General features: G+C 68.9%; 13 protein-coding genes. 4 read left to right on the top strand and 9 right to left on the bottom strand.

The window, feature by feature from the left end:
- Window positions 1-422: 422 nt before the first annotated feature.
- The 5 genes from ACIRHA_RS03665 to ACIRHA_RS03645 form a co-directional block, all read right to left on the bottom strand.
- On the bottom strand, window positions 423-2231 hold the full coding sequence (locus tag ACIRHA_RS03665) for a glycoside hydrolase family 3 N-terminal domain-containing protein (RefSeq protein WP_403839424.1): 1809 nt from the start codon (window positions 2229-2231) through the stop codon (window positions 423-425).
- A 121-nt stretch (window positions 2232-2352) separates the two neighbouring features.
- Window positions 2353-4149, bottom strand: coding sequence for a sulfatase (locus ACIRHA_RS03660; RefSeq protein ID WP_403839422.1), 1797 nt, complete (start codon window positions 4147-4149; stop codon window positions 2353-2355).
- A gap of 27 nt (window positions 4150-4176) precedes the next feature.
- Entirely contained in the window at window positions 4177-5085 is a 909-nt protein-coding gene (locus ACIRHA_RS03655) for a carbohydrate ABC transporter permease (RefSeq protein ID WP_403839420.1), read from the bottom strand.
- Entirely contained in the window at window positions 5085-5987 is a 903-nt protein-coding gene (locus ACIRHA_RS03650; protein ID WP_403839418.1) for a carbohydrate ABC transporter permease, read from the bottom strand. The genes ACIRHA_RS03655 and ACIRHA_RS03650 overlap by 1 nt, the downstream gene beginning before the upstream one ends.
- 32 nt (window positions 5988-6019) lie before the next feature.
- Entirely contained in the window at window positions 6020-7312 is a 1293-nt protein-coding gene (locus ACIRHA_RS03645; protein WP_403839416.1) for an ABC transporter substrate-binding protein, read from the bottom strand.
- Window positions 7313-7627: 315 nt separating this feature from the next.
- Between ACIRHA_RS03645 and ACIRHA_RS03640 the strand changes: the two genes are divergently transcribed.
- The 4 genes from ACIRHA_RS03640 to ACIRHA_RS03625 all read left to right on the top strand — a co-directional run bounded on the left by ACIRHA_RS03640 (window position 7628) and on the right by ACIRHA_RS03625 (window position 12037).
- Window positions 7628-9721: a beta-galactosidase gene (locus tag ACIRHA_RS03640; RefSeq protein ID WP_403839414.1), complete on the top strand. Its 2094-nt coding sequence runs from the start codon at window positions 7628-7630 to the stop codon at window positions 9719-9721.
- 222 nt (window positions 9722-9943) lie between these two features.
- Window positions 9944-10348 (top strand): hypothetical protein, encoded by a 405-nt coding sequence (locus ACIRHA_RS03635; protein ID WP_403839412.1) that lies wholly within the window; start codon window positions 9944-9946, stop codon window positions 10346-10348.
- Window positions 10349-10357: 9 nt separating this feature from the next.
- Complete coding sequence (locus ACIRHA_RS03630; protein ID WP_403839411.1) at window positions 10358-11452, top strand: integrase core domain-containing protein; 1095 nt, start codon at window positions 10358-10360, stop codon at window positions 11450-11452.
- Between the two features lie 9 nt (window positions 11453-11461).
- Entirely contained in the window at window positions 11462-12037 is a 576-nt protein-coding gene (locus ACIRHA_RS03625) for an integrase core domain-containing protein (protein WP_403839409.1), read from the top strand.
- Window positions 12038-12132: 95 nt separating this feature from the next.
- Here ACIRHA_RS03625 and ACIRHA_RS03620 read toward each other — a convergent pair whose 3' ends face one another.
- The 4 genes from ACIRHA_RS03620 to ACIRHA_RS03605 are packed head-to-tail and all read right to left on the bottom strand — an operon-like array spanning window position 12133 to window position 16753.
- Window positions 12133-13035 carry a carbohydrate ABC transporter permease gene (locus ACIRHA_RS03620; RefSeq protein WP_403839407.1) on the bottom strand — a complete coding sequence of 301 codons (903 nt, stop codon included), beginning with the start codon at window positions 13033-13035 and terminating at the stop codon, window positions 12133-12135.
- Entirely contained in the window at window positions 13032-13976 is a 945-nt protein-coding gene (locus ACIRHA_RS03615; RefSeq protein WP_403839405.1) for a carbohydrate ABC transporter permease, read from the bottom strand. The genes ACIRHA_RS03620 and ACIRHA_RS03615 overlap by 4 nt, the downstream gene beginning before the upstream one ends.
- Window positions 13973-15334 carry an ABC transporter substrate-binding protein gene (locus ACIRHA_RS03610; protein ID WP_403839403.1) on the bottom strand — a complete coding sequence of 454 codons (1362 nt, stop codon included), beginning with the start codon at window positions 15332-15334 and terminating at the stop codon, window positions 13973-13975. The genes ACIRHA_RS03615 and ACIRHA_RS03610 overlap by 4 nt, the downstream gene beginning before the upstream one ends.
- Before the next feature lie 60 nt (window positions 15335-15394).
- A complete protein-coding gene (locus ACIRHA_RS03605; RefSeq protein WP_403839401.1) occupies window positions 15395-16753 on the bottom strand; it encodes an ADP-ribosylglycohydrolase family protein in 1359 nt (452 codons plus the stop codon).
- Window positions 16754-16803 lie beyond the last annotated feature (50 nt).

The following is a 16803-nucleotide window of genomic DNA, read 5'->3' as shown; positions in this document are numbered from 1 at the left end:
CTGGGTACACGAGCGCCTGGCCCTCTCGTCGTCGTGCGTCAGGAGAATGGGAACCAGCCCGACAGGCGCTTGACAGTGACCGGCACATCGCCTGGGCGATGGTCTCCGGCCGCGTCGTCGGCCGGAACGTCGCGGCCTCCCCGCACCGCACAGACATACGCGTCGCCTCCACACAGTCCCCGACAACGGACGCCTGACCGCGTCCCGGACACCCGCCGCGCACACGACGCCGCGCTTACCTACTACAGGAAGGTCCGGCGTCGTCATCACCCCTGCCGGAGATGTCACCCATGTGCGGTCGTGACCGCTAGCGCACCGCCGAAACGGCGGCGAAGCTCGGTCGGCGGCAGGCAGGCACGTGCTGTGCCGCCGTCCGTGTTGCAGAAGCCGGCGCTGCACCCCCCGGCCCGTTGCCCGTCGCCTCAGGCCAAAGGGCCAGGCTCATACGCCAGGCCGTGGCCGTGGTGGAACTGCGGCTCGACCGTGTCGAAGGGGACGTCGCTGCGGCTCTCCAGCACCGCCCGCATGGAGCTCGGCAGGTCGAACGGCAGACGGCCTCGCGGAGCGGCGCGGCCGAAGAGGACCTGGAGCAGCGCCTCGTCGCCGGAGCCGAAGTCGGCGAGTATCGCGGCGGCGGCGTCGGCCAGTTCGCCCAGGACCGCCGGACGGTCGAGGAAGATGACGAGCGCCGTGGGCACCTGCTTCGCCAAGCTCAGGATGCGGTCGCGCTCCGCCTCGTCGAACTCCAGCGACCCGGCGTGGAAGCCGGCCGCGAGTCCGTCCCTGGCCTCGAACGGGGCCCGGACACGGAGCACCGCCACGTCGGCCTCCGACGGGGAGGCGGCGGCCTCAGCGTACTCCTCGAGCGCGGCGGGGGCTATGCCCTCGGCGTAGACGCGGAGCCCGTCGCGCAGCGGCAGGCGGGAGGCGTCGCCGGAGGCCCGGTTGGTGAGCAGGGTCAGTGAGCGTCGCTGCGCGTCGAGCCCGGCGCGCTTGAACGCGGCGCATCCCGCCACCTGTTCGGCCCGCTCGGGGTCGACGAACGGGCCGTCGAAGAGTCCAAGACGGAACTTCTCGGTGAGGATGCGGCGCACCGACCGGTCGATGCGCTCCTGGGACACCGCTCCCTTGCGCAGCAGTTCGAGCACGAGGTCGGTGCGGTACTCGCCACCGAACTGGTCGACGCCCGCGTCCAAGGCCTTCAACAGTCGCTGTTCCGGCGTCAGTTGCTCCACACCCCAGGCCCGCGCGGCGATGTCGTCCCCGAGGGCGGTGCCGTCGCTGATCAGGCTCCAGTCGGTGCAGACGATGCCGTCGAAGCCGAGGCGTTCGCGCAGCAGCCCGGTGATCACCGAGCGGTTGAAGCCGAAGCCGACTTCCTCGTGTTCGGTGCCGACGGGCATGCCGTAGTAGGGCATCATCTGCGTCGCGCCCGCCTCCAGCGCGGCGATGAACGGCTTGAGGTGCAGCTCGAACTGCCCGCCCGGATAGACCTGTTCGCGGCCGTAGGGGAAGTGCGGGTCCTCCCCGTCCTTCTGGGGGCCGCCGCCGGGGAAGTGCTTGACCATCGCCGCCACCGCCTCCCCGCCCGGATGCGCGCCGTCCAGGCCGCGGACGTACGCCGCCGCCATCCGGGAGACGAGGTCGACGTCCTCGCCGAAGGTGGTGAAGATGCGGGCCCAGCGCGGCTCCGTCGCCAGGTCGGCCTGCGGGTGCAGGGCGACGTGTAGGCCGACCGAGCGGTACTCCTGCCGGACGATGTCGGCGAAGTGCTCGGTGACCTTGTCGGAGCCGATCGCGGCCAGGCCGAGGGTCTCGGGCCACTGCGAGAAGAAGCCGGCCGGCGACTCGCTCTCGGGGTCACCGGTGAGCGCGTTGCGCGGGTCGGCGGACAGGGCGTGGCGGGTGTCGGTGGAGAAGGTGACCGGGATGCCCAACGGCCGGTCGAGAGCGATCCGCTGCACCTCGTTGTGCCATGCGGCGAACTCCCGCGGCGTCTGCTTGGTGCCGAGGAGCCCGAAGTGGGTGATGCGCTGATCCTCGATCGTCGGCCGCAGCGCGGGCAGCCCGAACTCGATGTTCGGTGTGTCGACGTCCTGCAGGGTGCCCATCGGGTGGAACATCTGGCCGGCCTTGTCCTGCGGCGAGAGCCGGGAGACGAGATCGTCGACCCGCTGCTCGACGGGGAGCGTCGGGTCCTGGTAGGGCAGGCCGACGTCGGGTCGCGCCATGGGGTACTCCTTGCGTTTGGCGAAGTTGGGCAGTGAAGGGTGTGCGGAGCGGGTTCTTCCAGCGGTCCTGTGCGGTCTACGTAGCGTCCGCGGGCCCCGCCCCGGCAGTCGCCTACTCGGTCTACTTGGTCTGTTCGGTCTGTGGCGCCAGGTCCGCCAGGTCCGCCGCGAGAGCGTGCAGGATCGCCGCCGGTACCCCGCCACTTCCGGCGAGGTCGAGAAGGCTCGCGGCCCGCGGGACGACCAGGCCCTCGGTGCGGGTGAGTTCGGACGCGTGGCGTTCCACGACGGCGCGGAGGGTGGGCTCGGCCATCAGGTCCGCGAGGGGGCGGCCGAGCAGATCCCCGGCGGGCAGCCGGTGGAGTTCCGGCAGGGGCTCGGCCGTCGCGGCGGCGCGCGCGGCCTGGGCCCGTACGAGCAGGTGCTCGGCCGTCGGCTCGGTGTCGTGGGGCAGGCCGAGGCGTTCGTACTGGCTGCGGGGCGCGTCGGTCTCGCGCATCAGTCGGCAGAGCAGCGAGGCCATGCGCAGTTCGAGGGTGTCGTCGGTGAGCGGGCGTTGCTGCTCCGGGTCGTCGTGGAGGTCGAAGAGCAAGGTGCCGTGTGTCCACGAACCGCCCCAGCCGGACAACGCGTTGATCCGCATCGTCGACAAGCCCTTGGTGAACGTGAACGGTTCGGCCTGCTGCCAGTCGGCGAGTTCCGCGACCGAGAACCGGGACGTCATGTGGGTGGGCATGAGGGTGTGCTCCTCCAACGGTTCGTTGGAGCGGTGCGCTGCCGCGCGCATGTACACATACCGGCCGTCGGTGACGTTGACGTGGCCGCCGTGGATGCCGAAGAGGGCCCCCTCGGCGGGGTCGGCGTCGCCGCGCGCGACCGCCGCGAGGTCCCGGCCCTGCATGTCGGCGGGCTGCCGCAGGCCGAAGTGGCCGAGCACGGTGGGGGCGAGGTCGATCGTCCGCGCCAGCACGTCGGTGCGTATTCCCGGCCGGGGATCGCCCGGATCATGCAGGAACATCGGGAGGTGCACCAGCTCCTCGTACCAGGGCTGGACACACTTGGCCCACCAGCCGTGCTCGCCGAGCAGGAAGCCGTGATCGGTGTTGACGATCAACATCGTGTCCCACCACATGTCGTGGGCATCCATGAGGTCGAGGACCCGTCCCAGGGAGTGGTCGCACATCGACATCAGCGCCGCGTACGCGTTTCGGGCCTGTGCGATCTCCTCCGCCGTTTCGCTCGTCTTGGCGTAGGGCGGCCAGTCGAAGGCGTGGCCGTCGTAGCCGTCGGGGTAGAGCTTGCGGTAGTGCTCGGGGGCGAAGAACGGTTCGTGCGGGTCGAAGAGTTCGAGCTGTAGCAGCCAGTCGTCGGCGTCCGCATTGGTCTCCAGGAAGTGCAGTCCTGCGTCGACGGTGAGGGTCTGTGAGTGTGTCTCCTCGGTCGGTTGGTAGGCCCGGTTCACCAGGTTCTGCGGACTGTCCGCCGCACGTCCGCGCAGTGCGGGCGGCGGCCCCGGGTTCACCACGCCCTTCCACGGATCGTTCTCCTGACCACGGAAGAACTCCCAGGTGGAGAAGCGGGTGTGGTACGTCGCGCCGCCGTCCTCCCAGTAGTGCGGGTGGTCGCTGGCCAGGTGGGTGTGGACACCGGCGTCCCGCAGCAGCTGCGGCATCGAGTCGTCGAACGGCTCCAGCGGTCCCCAGCTTCGGTGCAGGAAGTTGTACCGGCCGGTGTGCAGCTCCCGGCGGGCCGGCATGCAGGGCATCGAGCCGGCGCGGAACTGGTCGTACGTCGTCGTTCTGGCCGCCAGCCGCTCGAAGTTGGGGGCTTGTACGACGGGCGCCGCGTCCCGTGGTGCGTACGGTGGCAGGAGGTGCTGGTTAAGGCTGTCGAACATGAGGATGATGGCGCGTGCCATGGTGTGTCGCTCCCTTCCCGTCTCTTGTCAGCCCTTGACCCCGCCGCTGAGCAGGTCCACCCGCCAGTACCGCTGGAGGAACAGCATCAGGGCGGCCAGCGGGACGATCGCGAGCAGAGCGCCGGTGATGGCGAGTGTGTACAACGCCGGTGCCGACGCGCCCCGGTTGAGCATCAGGTAGAGGCCAAGCGTGAGGGGGAACTTGGAGTCGTCGCTGAGCATGATGAATGGCAGCAGGAAGTTGTTCCAGATGCCGACGAACTGCAGCATGAAGATGGTGACGAGGCCGGGGAGCATCATGGGCGCCGCGATGGACCGGAAGGTCCGGAACTCGCCCGCGCCGTCCATCCGGGCGGCTTCCAGGGTGCCCAGCGGTACCGATCCCTGCGTGTAGATGCAGGCGAGATAGATCCCGAACGGGTGGATGACGCTGGGCAGCAGCACCGCCCAGTAAGTGTTGGTGAGGCCGAGCCCGGACACCAGGAAGTACTGCGGCATGGCCAGTGCCACCTGGGGGATCATCACCGCGCCCAGCAGGACGGTGAAGACCACGCTGCGTCCCCGGAACCGGAAGCGGCCCAGCGCGTATCCGGCGGCGGCGGACACCGCGGTGGACAGAAGGGCGCCGCCGCCTGCGTAGAGGAGGCTGTTGGCCGCCCACAGCCAGTAGTTGCCGTTCTCGTAGCGCGACAGGTCCGCCACGTTGTCGAGGAAACCCGAGCCGGGCAGGAACGGCGCCGTGGAGAAGAGGTCGCCCTGCCGCTTCGTCGCCGAGGTGAGGACCCAGAGGATCGGCGTCAGGGTGTAGAGGGCGCCCAGGACCAGGGCGGCGGTGGGCAGGACGGCGACGCGCTCGCGGCGTGGCTTCACCGGCGCGGCGCGCGGTGTCCTGTTCACCGGCCGCGGCTTCGCGTTCAGGGTGGGGGTCGTCGTCATCAGGCGTCCTCGTTCATCGTCCGCCGCTGCAGCATCCGCAGCAGGCCCAGGGAGACGATCACTGTTCCTGCTGCCAGGACCACGGACATGGCGGCCGAGCCGGACAGGTCGTCGGTGCCGAAACCGTCTTGGTAGATCTTCATCATCGGGAAGAAGGAGGAGGAGATGGACGGGGACATGGTGAGCAGCGTCATCGGCTCGGAGTAGGTCTGCAGCGTGGCGATCAGGGAGAAGAGCAGCGTGAGGACGAGCGCGGGCGCGACGAGTGGGATCTTGATGCGCCAGGCGATCTGCCACTGGGACGCGCCGTCGATGGACGCGGCCTCGCACACCTCGACCGGGATCGACCGCAGCGAGGTGTAGAGGACGATCATGTTGAAGCCGACGCCGCCCCAGATCGCGATGTTGGCGAGCGAGCCGTAGACGCTGCCCGAGGAGAGGAAGTCCCCGTCGGGCAGGCCCAGTTGTCCCAGGATGCGGTTGGCCGGGCTGGTGGACGGCAGGTAGAGGAAGCCCCAGAGCAGTGACCCGATCACGCCCGGCACCGCGTACGGCAGGAAGATGGCGGTCCGGGTGAACCGGGTCGCCCGCACTCGCGGGGTGTCCAGCAACAGGGCGAAGACCAGGGCGAGGCCGAGGGTGAGCGGGACGGAGATCACCGCGAAGCGTGCCAGGCGCAGCAGCGAGTCGACCATCTCGGGGTCGGTGAGGGCGGTGGCGTAGTTCTCCAGGCCCGCGAAGACGGGCCGCTTGACCCCGTACGCGCCGCCGCTGGAGCGCTGCTGCATCAGGCTCAGATAGACCGCGTAGCCGACTGGTACCACGATGAACAGGAGGAACAGCGCGAGGGCCGGCGCCAGGAAGGCCCAGGGCGGCAGCGCTGAACGTTTGTTGGTTTTCATGTACGTCTCCGGGTGCGGGGCGGGAGGTGCGGCTAGGGCGTGACCTTGAAACCGGAGTGCAACAGGTCGCCGACGACGGCGCGCTGGGTCGCCGCGGTCACGTCGAGGAACGAGGCACCGGAGTTGGCCACCTTCTTCACCTCGTCCTCCCAGGTGTCGTAGCCGATCTGTACGTTCGGCCCCCAGGTGACCGGGACGGCGTGCTCAGCGGCGGTGACCGCGATGTCCCAGAAGTCGCGCTGGCCCTTGACGAGTTCAGGTTCCGGCAGGTCGGTGAGCTGATCGAGCCCAGGGTCGGACGCGGGGAAGAGCCCGTACTTCGCGGACATTTCCCGGGTGCCCGCGGTCGTGGTGTTCAGCCAGGCCAGGAACTTCAGGGCCTCCTCGGGGTGTTTCGCGTCCTTGGTCAGCATCACCGAACTGCCACCCATGAGTCCGGCGCCCTTCTCGCCGGCCCACGTCGGCATCGGCGCGACCGCCCACCGCCCCGCCGTCCTCGGTGCGACGGAGATGGCGGAGCCCGGCCCCCAGGCCCCCACCGTCCAGCTCAGCAGCCTGCCGGAGTTCATCTTGGTACCCCACTCCGGCGTCCACATCGCCGAGCCGTCGGTGGCCCGGTCGTCCGTCAACCGGTCCCAGAACTCCGCGATCCTGCGAGTGCCGGCGCCGTCGATACCGACATGCCACGACGCACCGTCCGTGCTCCACCACTTCGCGCCGAGCGGCTGCGCGTAGGCGGCGGCCGTCGACGCGTCCAGGGGGTAGCCGCCGAGGGCCGAGTGCGGAGCGACCTCGGGCACCCGGTGTGCGAGGCGCGCGTAGTCCTTCCAGGTGTCCGGGACGTCAAAGCCGTACTTGTCGAACAGGTCCCGGCGGTACATGAACAGCATCGGCGCGATGTCCTGCGGCACGCCGTAGGTGACACCGTCCATGGTGACCAGCTTCATCACCGCGTCCGAGTAGTGCTCCGCGAACATGCCCTTGTACTCGCTGATGTCCTTCGCAATGCCGCTGACCACCAGGTTCGGCAGTTTGTGGTACTCAGCCTGCGCGATGTCGGGGCCCTGCCCCGCGCGGACGGCGGCCAGCAGCTTGGGGATCATGTCGTCGGGCCCCGCGGCCTGGACCACGTGCACATGGATATCCGGGTGCGCCCTGTTCCAGATCTCGACGACCTTGTCGATGCCGGTGGCCCAGGCCCAGTACTGCAACGTCACCTTAGCGCCCGGCGTACTCCGGCCGGCGCCGCAGCCCGCGGTGGCCAGCGCGCCAGCGCCGGCCGCGGCCAGGCCCAGGAACGTTCGCCGTGAGGGCGAGATCGTCATGCGTGGCCCACTCCTTCGGGGGTCGGGATCGTCACCGAAACCGAATCGAAGCGCTTCGATCAATTCGGCGCCGGTGACACTAACCATGGGTTCCCTCCGTGACAATGCCCTGCACACAATTGCCCTTCGTGAACTGCGCTCCAGGCAGGCGACGTCGGCGTATCCCTTGTCGAAACCGGAGGCGGTTCCTAGTATTTGGGAAGCGCTTCGACACACACCCTCTGAACTTCCCCCCGGGGCCGCGCAGTTCCCACTGGCCACGCCGGGCGGCGGGCCCGCCGAAGGCAACCCGACCCCACCAAGGAGACCGACCGCATGAGCCTGCCCGGATCCGCGCATCCCGGCCCCGATGCCGACGGCGACCCCGCCGCTGGCCTCACCCCGCGAGGCCGCTTCCTGTTCGGCGGCGACTACAACCCCGAGCAGTGGGACGCGGCAACCCGGGCCGAGGACCTGGAGCTGATGCGCCAGGCCGGCGTAGACACCGCCACCGTCGGGGTGTTCGCGTGGTCCTGGCTCGAACCGTCCGAAGGGCACTACGAGTTCGGCTGGCTGGACGAGGTCTTCGCGCAGCTGCACGAGGGCGGCGTCGGCGTCGTCCTCGCCACCCCGACCGCCTCCCCGCCTCCTTGGTTCTCGCTCCGCCACCCCGACGCACTCCCGGTCCAGCCCGACGGCAGCCGGCACACCCACGGCAGCCGCGACACCTACGCGATCAGCGCCCCCGCCTACCGCGAGGCCTGCCGCCGCATCGCCCGCAAGCTCGCCGAACGCTACGGCACACACCCCGCGCTGCGCGGCTGGCACATCCACAACGAGTACGGGAGCCTGGACCACTCCGACCACGCCGCGGCCGCGTTCCGGACCTGGTTGCAGAAGCGGTACGGAACCCTCGACGAGCTCAACCGTCGCTGGTACACGGCCTTCTGGTCGCAGCGCTACGGCGACTGGGCCGAGATCCTCCCGCCCCGCCAGACCCAGTACATGCACAACCCGACCCAGGCACTCGACTTCCGCCGGTTCACCGCGGACGAGTTCCGTGACGCCTACGCGGAGCAGGTCGCCGAGATCCGGGCCGCCGGCTCGACCGCCGCGGCGACCACCAACTTCATGCTGCCGGACTGGAACCACCTCGACCACTGGTCGTGGCGGCCGCACCTCGACACCGTCTCCATCGACCACTACCTGGACACCACAGGACCCGCCGGCGAGACGCACGCGGCGTACGCCGGGGACCTGGCCCGCTCCTGGTCCCGCGGAAACCCCTGGCTGCTCATGGAGCAGGGCACCACCCAGATCGCCCTGCGCGACCGGCACGCCGCCAAGTCCCCGGACCGGGTCCTGCGCAACACCCTGTCCTACCTCGCACGCGGCTCTCAGGGCGCGCTGTTCTTCCAGTGGCGCGCCTCCGTCGCCGGATCGGAGACCTGGCACGGCGGCATGGTGCCACACACCGGCCCCGGCACCGCCCGCTTCGAGTCTGTCGTGGAGCTCGGCGCCACCCTGCACCGCCTGGCCGAGGTCGCGGAGCCGCCCGCCGAAGGCCCCCTCGTCGAGGCAGACGTGGCGATCCTGTGGGAAGCCGACGGGTGGTGGGCGCTGGAGAACGACGGCCTTCCGTCGAGCCGACTGAGCTTCCCCGAGGCGGTGCGCCGCACCCACGCCGCGCTCTGGCGGTCCGGCATCCCGGCCGACTTCGTGCCCGCCGACGCGGACCTGTCCAGCTACCGCGTCCTCCTCGTCCCATCCATGATGCCGGTCTCCGCGGAACTGGCAGCACACTGGCGGGATTTCGCGGAGTCGGGTGGCACGGTGGTCTTCGGCCACTTCACGGGAATGACGGACGAGCACCTGCACGTCGTCCCCGGCGGCTACCCCGGAGCGCTGCGCGACCTGCTCGGCATCAGCACGACCGAGCTGTGCCCGCTCGGCGACGACGAACACGTCCACCTGGACGACGGAACCCTCGCGACCCGGTGGAGCGAGGCCGTCAATCTCCGGGGCGCCGAGGCCGTGACGCACTACGCCGAGGGCCCCCTCGACGGCCTTCCCGCCGTGACCCGCCACACCGTCGGCGCCGGTCATGCCTGGTACATCTCCACCCACCTGCCCGACGACGCGCTGCGCCGTCTCCTCGACGGCATCTGCGAGCGAGCGGGAGTGGCACCCACCGTCGCCGGTCTGCCCGACCGCGTGGAGGCGGTACGTCGGCGAGGCCGGCATCACAGTTACCTGTTCGTACTCAACCACGGCACCTCAGGCGTCCGGATCACCGGCGGAGAGCGCGAGTTGACCCGGGACGCCGACCCGACGGCCACGTCCGTGCTCGTCCCGCCGCTGGGAGTGGCGGTGGTGCGCGAGAACACGCAGCCCGTACGCGTCGAGGCGGAACCGGGGCGCGAGCGGTGAGGCGCACGGGCGACGGTACGGGCCTGGGACTGGGCCGACCGGGGTACTGCATAGCTTCGGACCCGTCACTGACCGGCAGTCGACATGTAGACTAGTGAGAATTGCGTAATTAATGGGGCAAATTGCACTACCGGGCAGGCGCAGTCCACCTCGTCGGCGGGAAGTACGCCCAAGGCGACGGCAGCACCACGCTCGGTGCCGAGCCCCGCACCCGGAACATCCGTGATCACGGTGAAGACCGGAGCGGACCGGACCGGCGACGCGGATGTCAGCCCGCTGGCCGGGGTGCGGCTGGCGCTGTACGCGGACGAGGACGGCACGGACCCGGTGTCCGGTGACTGGGCACAGTGCACCTCGGACGCGGACGGTGACTGCAACTTCGTGGTGCCCGACACCGCGGCCGGTGGCGCCAACGAGGGCGCCCGCTTCTGGGTTCAGCAGATCGAGGATGGTGTCCCTCCCGGGTGGTACACGAACCCCACCCCGCGCACCGGGCAGGGCAGCGGGTCGGGGTCGGTCGAGTCGCCGTACCAGTTCCAGACCCCTGCGCTGGCGGGCGGCACGACATTGCGCCTGCCGATATTTTCATCCGCGCAGCTCATGAGCGCCTTCGACGGTGCGGCATGATAAGCACTCGTGCTGCTTCGTCTCGCCTACCTGACCATCACCAACACGTTCTCCGCGCTGCGACTGCTGTCGATGAACGACCGCGACAAAGACGCGGAAATCCTCGCCCTGCGCCACCAGCTCACCGTCCTGGAACGACAACTCGGTACGGACCGGATCAAGTTCACTCCCGCCGACCGGGCGTTCCTCGCCGCGCTACTGGCGCCCCTGCCCCGCCAGAGCATGCGCCGACTCCGGTTACTGATCCGGCCCGACACCGTGCTGCGCTGGCACCGCGATCTGATGAAGCGGCGCCATGCCCGCACATGCCGGCCGAAGAGACCGGGCCGGCCACCCACCATCCGTTCGATCCGCGCACTCGTCCTGCGCCTGGTCTGTGAAAACCCCGCCTGGGGCTACCGCAGAGTGCACGGCGAACTCGCCACCCTTGGCATCCAAGTCGCTGCCTCCACAGTCTGGGAAATCCTCACGAGCGAGGGCATCGATCCGGCGCCCGACCGGGCCGCCACCACCTGGGCTGCTTTCCTGCGTTCCCAAGCCAACGCCCTCCTGGCCTGCGACTTCATCGAAACCGCCACTCTGACCGGACAGCGCCAGTACATCCTCACCGTCATCGAACATGCCACCCGCCGCGTCCGGATCCTCGGCACCACCGCACACCCCACCGCGACCTGGGTCGCGCAAGCCGCCCGCAATCTGGCCATGGATTTGACGGACGCCAAAGCCACCGTCGCGTACTTGATCCGGGACCGGGATGCGAAGTACCCCGCCCTCTTCGATGAAATCCTGGCCGACGCTGGCATCCAAGTCGTCCTCACCGGCGTCCGCATCCCGCGTATGAACGCCATCATGGAGCGTTGGGTCCAGACCTGCCGCCACGAACTGCTGGACCGCACGCTCATCTGGAACGAGCGTCATCTGCGCCACGCACTGAGCCAGTTCGAGCTGCACTACAACCTCCACCGCCCCCACCAAGCGATCGATCAGGCAGCGCCTCTGCGCGCCGCCCCCGAACCGCTCCCCCACGCACAGATCACCAAGTTGAAGGTACGCCGGAGAGACCGCCTCGGCGGAGTCCTGCACGAATACCAACATGCCGCCTGAACTGCACGGATGGAGTTTTCGGCAGGCGCAATCCTCGCGGTGGACTTCTTCCACGTCGACACAGTGCTCGGCCGACGGCTGTACGCGATGGCGTTCCTCGAACATGGCACCCGACGCCTGCACATCGCCGGCGTCACCGCCCACCCCACCCGAGAATGGGCCGTGCAACAGGCCCGGAACGTCGCCGCCGACCTGGGCACACGCATGGAGACCCTGCGCTTCCTGCTGCGCGACCGCGACAGCAAGTACGGCCAATCCTTCGACGCCGTCTTCGAAGCCGATGACATGGACGTGCTACTCAGCGCGCCACAAGCTCCCCGGATGAACGCCCACTGCGAGCGAGTAATCGGCAGCATCCGACGCGAGGCCCTCGACAACATCCTCATCATGAACGCAACCCACGCCCGGCAGGTCCTGGCCGCCTACCAGCGGCACTACAACGGGCACCGGCCACATCGAGCACGGAATCAACAACCGCCCGACGCCCTCCATCAGCCCGCCACCGTGCACGACATCGACGCCCGCAAACTCCTCCGCACCCAAGTCCTCAGCGGCGCCATCAACGAATACCGCTACGTCTCATGACCTGCAGCGACGACTTTCCGAGCCCCACACGCTGAAGCGACTGCAGCGAACGATTGAGGACGTACGCGGCCCCGGTTCCCGACACCGGCGGCGGGTTACATGCCTCCCATCCCCGAATTGGCCAGCCCGTTGATGAACCGGCGCTGCAGCAGGAGGAACAGCAGGAGCATCGGCGCGATCATGATGAAGCCGGCCGCGCTGATCAGCGAGAAGTTCTGGGTGAAGCCCTGTTGGAAGGTGAAGAAGGTCGTCGACAGTGGCATCTTCGCGTCGGACTGGATCATCGTGACCGCGAAGAGGAACTCGTTGTACGCCGAAAGGCCGGTGGTCAGCGCCACGGTGAGGATGCCGGGCAGCGCGTTGGGCAGTACGACCTGCAGGAAGACACGCAGTTCGCCCGCTCCGTCGACGCGGGCCGCCTCTTCCATCTCGCGCGGGATGCCGATCAAGAACGAGCGCAGCAACAGCGTTCCGAACGGCGAGAACAGCCCACAGTAGATGAGGACGAGACCGAACCGGGTGTCGTAGAGCCCGGCCTGGGCCCACATGTAGAACAGCGGAACCAGGAACATCTGGGCCGGCAGAGCGCTGGAGACGAGCAGGTACGTCATGAACGCCGAGGCGCCGCGCACCTGCAACCGTGCGAGCGCATAGGCGGCGAGGCTTGCCACGGCGCAGGTGAGCAGGACGGTGCCGAGAACAATCATGAGCGAGTTCCACAGGCCCGCACCCATGTTGGCCTGGGTCCACGCGTCGGTGAAATTGCTCCACTTCCAACTCTTGGGCACACCAAGGGAGTCGGCCGCGTACTCGCTGTTCGTTTTGAGTGCGTTGAAGAGGAACAGGACGATCGGGCCGAGGGCGAAGATGGCGAGCGCAGTGAGGGCTACGTAGACAGCGGTGCGGCCGACGGGGAACCGGCGGGGCCGGCCGGCCGGGGCCGCAGCGTCGCCCTCTGTGGTGCGTGCGGGTGTGCGCGAGGGCGCGGCGACGCTCATGTCTCCCACTTCCTGGTCTTGCGGATCACGAGGTACGCGGTGACTACCACGCCGCTGATGAGGGCCATGACGATGCCGGTGGCTGAGGCGTATCCGGCCTGGAGGTTGGAGAAGGCGTTGCGGTAGGCGACGGTCGACAGCAGGTCGGTCGAGCCGGCCGGCCCTCCTTGGGTGAGGACGTAGACGTAGTCGAATGCGAGAAACGACCAGATGATCGTCATGAGTCCGAGGAAGGCGAACGTCGGCCGGATGGCGGGCAGGGTGACAGCGAAGAACTGCCGCGTCGCGCCGGCACCGTCCATGGTGGCGGCCTCGTAGAGGCTGGGGTCGACGCCCTGCATCGCGGCGAGGAACACCACGACGAGGAAGCCCCACCAGGCCCAGTTGTTGACGAACTCAACTGACCACAGGGCGAGTTGCGGGTCGCCGAGCGGGTTGATGCCGAGCAGGTTGCCCACACCGTGCTGCGGGTCGAGGATGCTGCGCCAGATGGACGCGTTGACGACGCTGGCGACGATGTACGGGATGAAGTACAGCGTCCGGAAGAGCAGTCGGAAGCGGCGGATCCGGGAGAGGGCGTACGCGCCGAAGAGACCCATGGCCATCGGCACGACCAGGAAGAACAGCGTCCACAGGATGTTGTGCACGAGGCCCTGGACGAACTCGGGGTCGTGGAAGAGGTTGCGGTAGTTGGCCAGGCCGATGAAGTGGGCCTTGGAGCTGATGCCGGTCCAGTCGGTGAAGGAGTACCAGACCGAGAAGGCGCTCGGGACGAGGACGACGAACACGTTGAGGGCGACCAGCGGCAACAGGAACAGCCAGCCGGAGACCCTGCGGTCGCGCAGCCGGTCGAGACGTCGGGGGCCGTGTCTCGCCGGGGTCGTGGCCCGGTCCGGGGCTTCCTCCGCCTGCCGCGCGGTGGTGGCTGCGGGCGTCGTCATGACAGTCCTCCCGCGGGCTTCGGGGCGGTCGGCACCCGTCCTTGGGCCCGCTCTCGGGAGAAGCGGGACTGGATGCCGGCGCAGTAGTCCCTGGCGCTCAGGCTGCCGGTGATGACGTTCTCGAAGTAGTCGATCATGTACGTCTCGGTCTGCTGCGGGAAGAACGTCCAGGTGGTGTAGCCGATGGACTGTGCGGCCGACAGCCGCGAGTACAGCCGTACGATCCGCGGGTCGGCGTCGGCGGAGAAGTCGGCGGCCTTGATGTGGACCGGCGGCGGCGCGAAGTTCATCCGCTCAACACCAGTGATAATCGTCTTGAGGTCGGTGGTGAGGAAGTTCAGGTAGTCGGCCGCCGCCGCGGTGTCCTCGAAGTTCGTGTTGACACCGACGGACTGGCCAATGGCGAGGTCCCACACCACTTCGGGGATGTCCTTGCCGAGTGCGGGCACGGTCGTCCAGTCCCATGTGGCGTCGTTGCCGGCTGCCTTGCCGAAGTAGGCGCCCAAGTTGGAGAATTCCCAGCTGCCGGAGAGCATCGCAGTGGCCTTGCCCGAGGCCAGATCCCCGTACACCGTCGGGAAGTTGTTGGTGAAGTACAGGTCGACGCCGCCGCCGAACCAGCCCTTCTTGAAGTAGGAGGCGAGCCGGTCGATCGCGTCCACGAAGACCGGGTCGGTCCACTTGGTCTCGCCGGTCAGCGCCGAGTGGACCGCCTCGGGTCCCGCGCCGTGGTTGAGGCCGAGCCCGACGAACCACTCGTTGGCGCCCTTGTAGTCGGCGTTGCCCGCGGCCAGGGGGACGTGTCCCTTGCCCTTGGACTCGGCGCAGAACGCCTCGAAGTCGTCGCGTGTCCTGGGCACGGTGAGAGCGAGCTTGTCGAGCGTGTCCGGGTTCCAGTAGAAGGCCATCGTCTCGTACGAGGCCGGGAGGGTGGCGAGCTTGCCGTCCACCCGGGAGGCGCCCAGCGCCCAGGGCGCGAAGGTGTTCTGCCAGCCATAGTGGTCCGCGTAGGGCCCGAGGTCGGCGAGGTAACCGGCGGACCAGTACGAGGAGACAAAGCTCGACGGGCCGGGCGTGACGATGATCGCCGGCCCCGACCCGGCGGCGAGCGCCGTCTGGATCAGACGGTCGATGGTGCTGCTGGCCTTCGGGCTGAACCGCACGGGGTACTTGCCCCGGTAACCTGCGGCGAAGTGTTTGCGGAAGTACTCGTTCTGCTGCGCGTCCGGGAGGTTGTTCCAGATCGTGAGGTCGCTGCCGGAGCCCCCAGCATCTGTCGATCCGCACGCGCTCAGCAGTGCCGATGCCCCCAGGGCGCCCCCGGCGCCCAGGAAGTGACGGCGTGAGATCGTGGCCATCCTCATCTCCGTTGATAGAGGGTTCGCTGCCGCGGCCCGCCCCGAGCGGGCCGCCAGGGGTCAGCCCGCCTGGGCGAGGCGCACGGTGCGGGCGGCCAGGTCCGAGATGATGGAGTGGTCGAAGCCGAACAGCGCCGACCTGGTGCGGTCGTGCAGGGGCTCAATCAGCTGCTCGGGGAGGCCGGCGGTGCCGGTGAGGATGCCGGCGACCGAGCCGACCGTGGCGCCGTTGGAGTCGGTGTCCCAGCCGCTCATGACGACCTTGCCGACGGCGCTGGTGTAGTCGCCGTCGGACCACAGCAGGGCGGCGGTGACGGCGGCCGCGTTGTTGATGGTGTGGACCCACGAGTAGTGGCCGTAGGACGCGTGGATCTCGGCGAGCGCGGCCTCCCAGGCGACACCCTCGGCGCGGAGCCGGATCACGTGGGTGAGAGCCTCGTGCAGCCGGGAGCGGGGCGGCACGACGGTGAGCGCAGTGCCGACGGCCTCGGCGGCATCCGCCGCGGTGAAGGCGCTCGAGACGAGAGCGGCGGCCCACATCTCGCCGTAGACGCCGTTCGCCGTGTGGGACAACGCAGCGTCCTGGTAGGCGAGTTCGGCGGCGACTGCCGGATCGCCCGGGCTGACGTAGCCGAAGATATCGGCGCGGATCTGCGCGCCGATCCACTCACGGTAGGGGTTGCGGAAACGGGCCACTTCGGGCACCCGCAGTCCATTGCCCAGGTTGATGTAGGCGGCGCGCTCGGCGGTGAAGACCTGCCGGAGCGGGAAGAGTTCCGTCCAGGCGGCGCCCACGTGCTCCGGGCGCAGCGTCCGGCCGTGGGTCTCAAGCAGGTGCAGGCCGAGGATCGTGTAGTCGATGTCGTCGTCACGCGCCGATCCGTCAACGTTGCCGCGCGTGGTCTCCGTCCAGCACTCGCGGAAGCGGTAGTTCTCCGGCTGCGGGTCGAGCGTGGCGAAGTAGTCGGTGAGCGGGTAGGAGTCGGTGAGTTCGAGGTACTCACGGATACGCTCCGGGCTCCAGTGGGAGCCGTCCTCGACCGGCTTGCCGAGGTTGCAGCCCGCGATCCGGCCGAGCCAGGCCGCGTGCACCTGGTCTGCATACCTGTCCCGGTCGTGGGCGGCGGCGGGGGCCGCCTGCACCGAGCCCCGGATGTCGTCGAGCGACTCGGGCTCCTCGTACGTCCAGCCGGGCAGCCGCGTACTGTCGCGCATGCCGTCGACCAGAGCCAGCAGCGCGACACGGTCCTCCGGACCGGTGACGTTGGCCGCACGCACCACGTCGTCGACGTCGTATCCGGTCTCCCGGCGCTGGGCGACCTCGCCGGCGAGAAGGTCCTCCGGCCGGCACGCGTCGGCTCCGGTGCCCCGGTAGGCCTCGTCGAGCTCCACTGCGGTGACGGTCGGAGTCTGTGTCATGGTCTGTTCTCCGTTTCTCTGCGTGCAAATCGTTTTGCGTCGATGGGGTG

The organism is Streptomyces sp. NPDC102360, assembly GCF_044766085.1.
Classification (GTDB): Bacteria; Actinomycetota; Actinomycetes; order Streptomycetales; family Streptomycetaceae; genus Streptomyces.
Note: the sequence above shows the minus strand (reverse complement) of the source record. Positions and strands in the feature narration are given on the sequence as shown.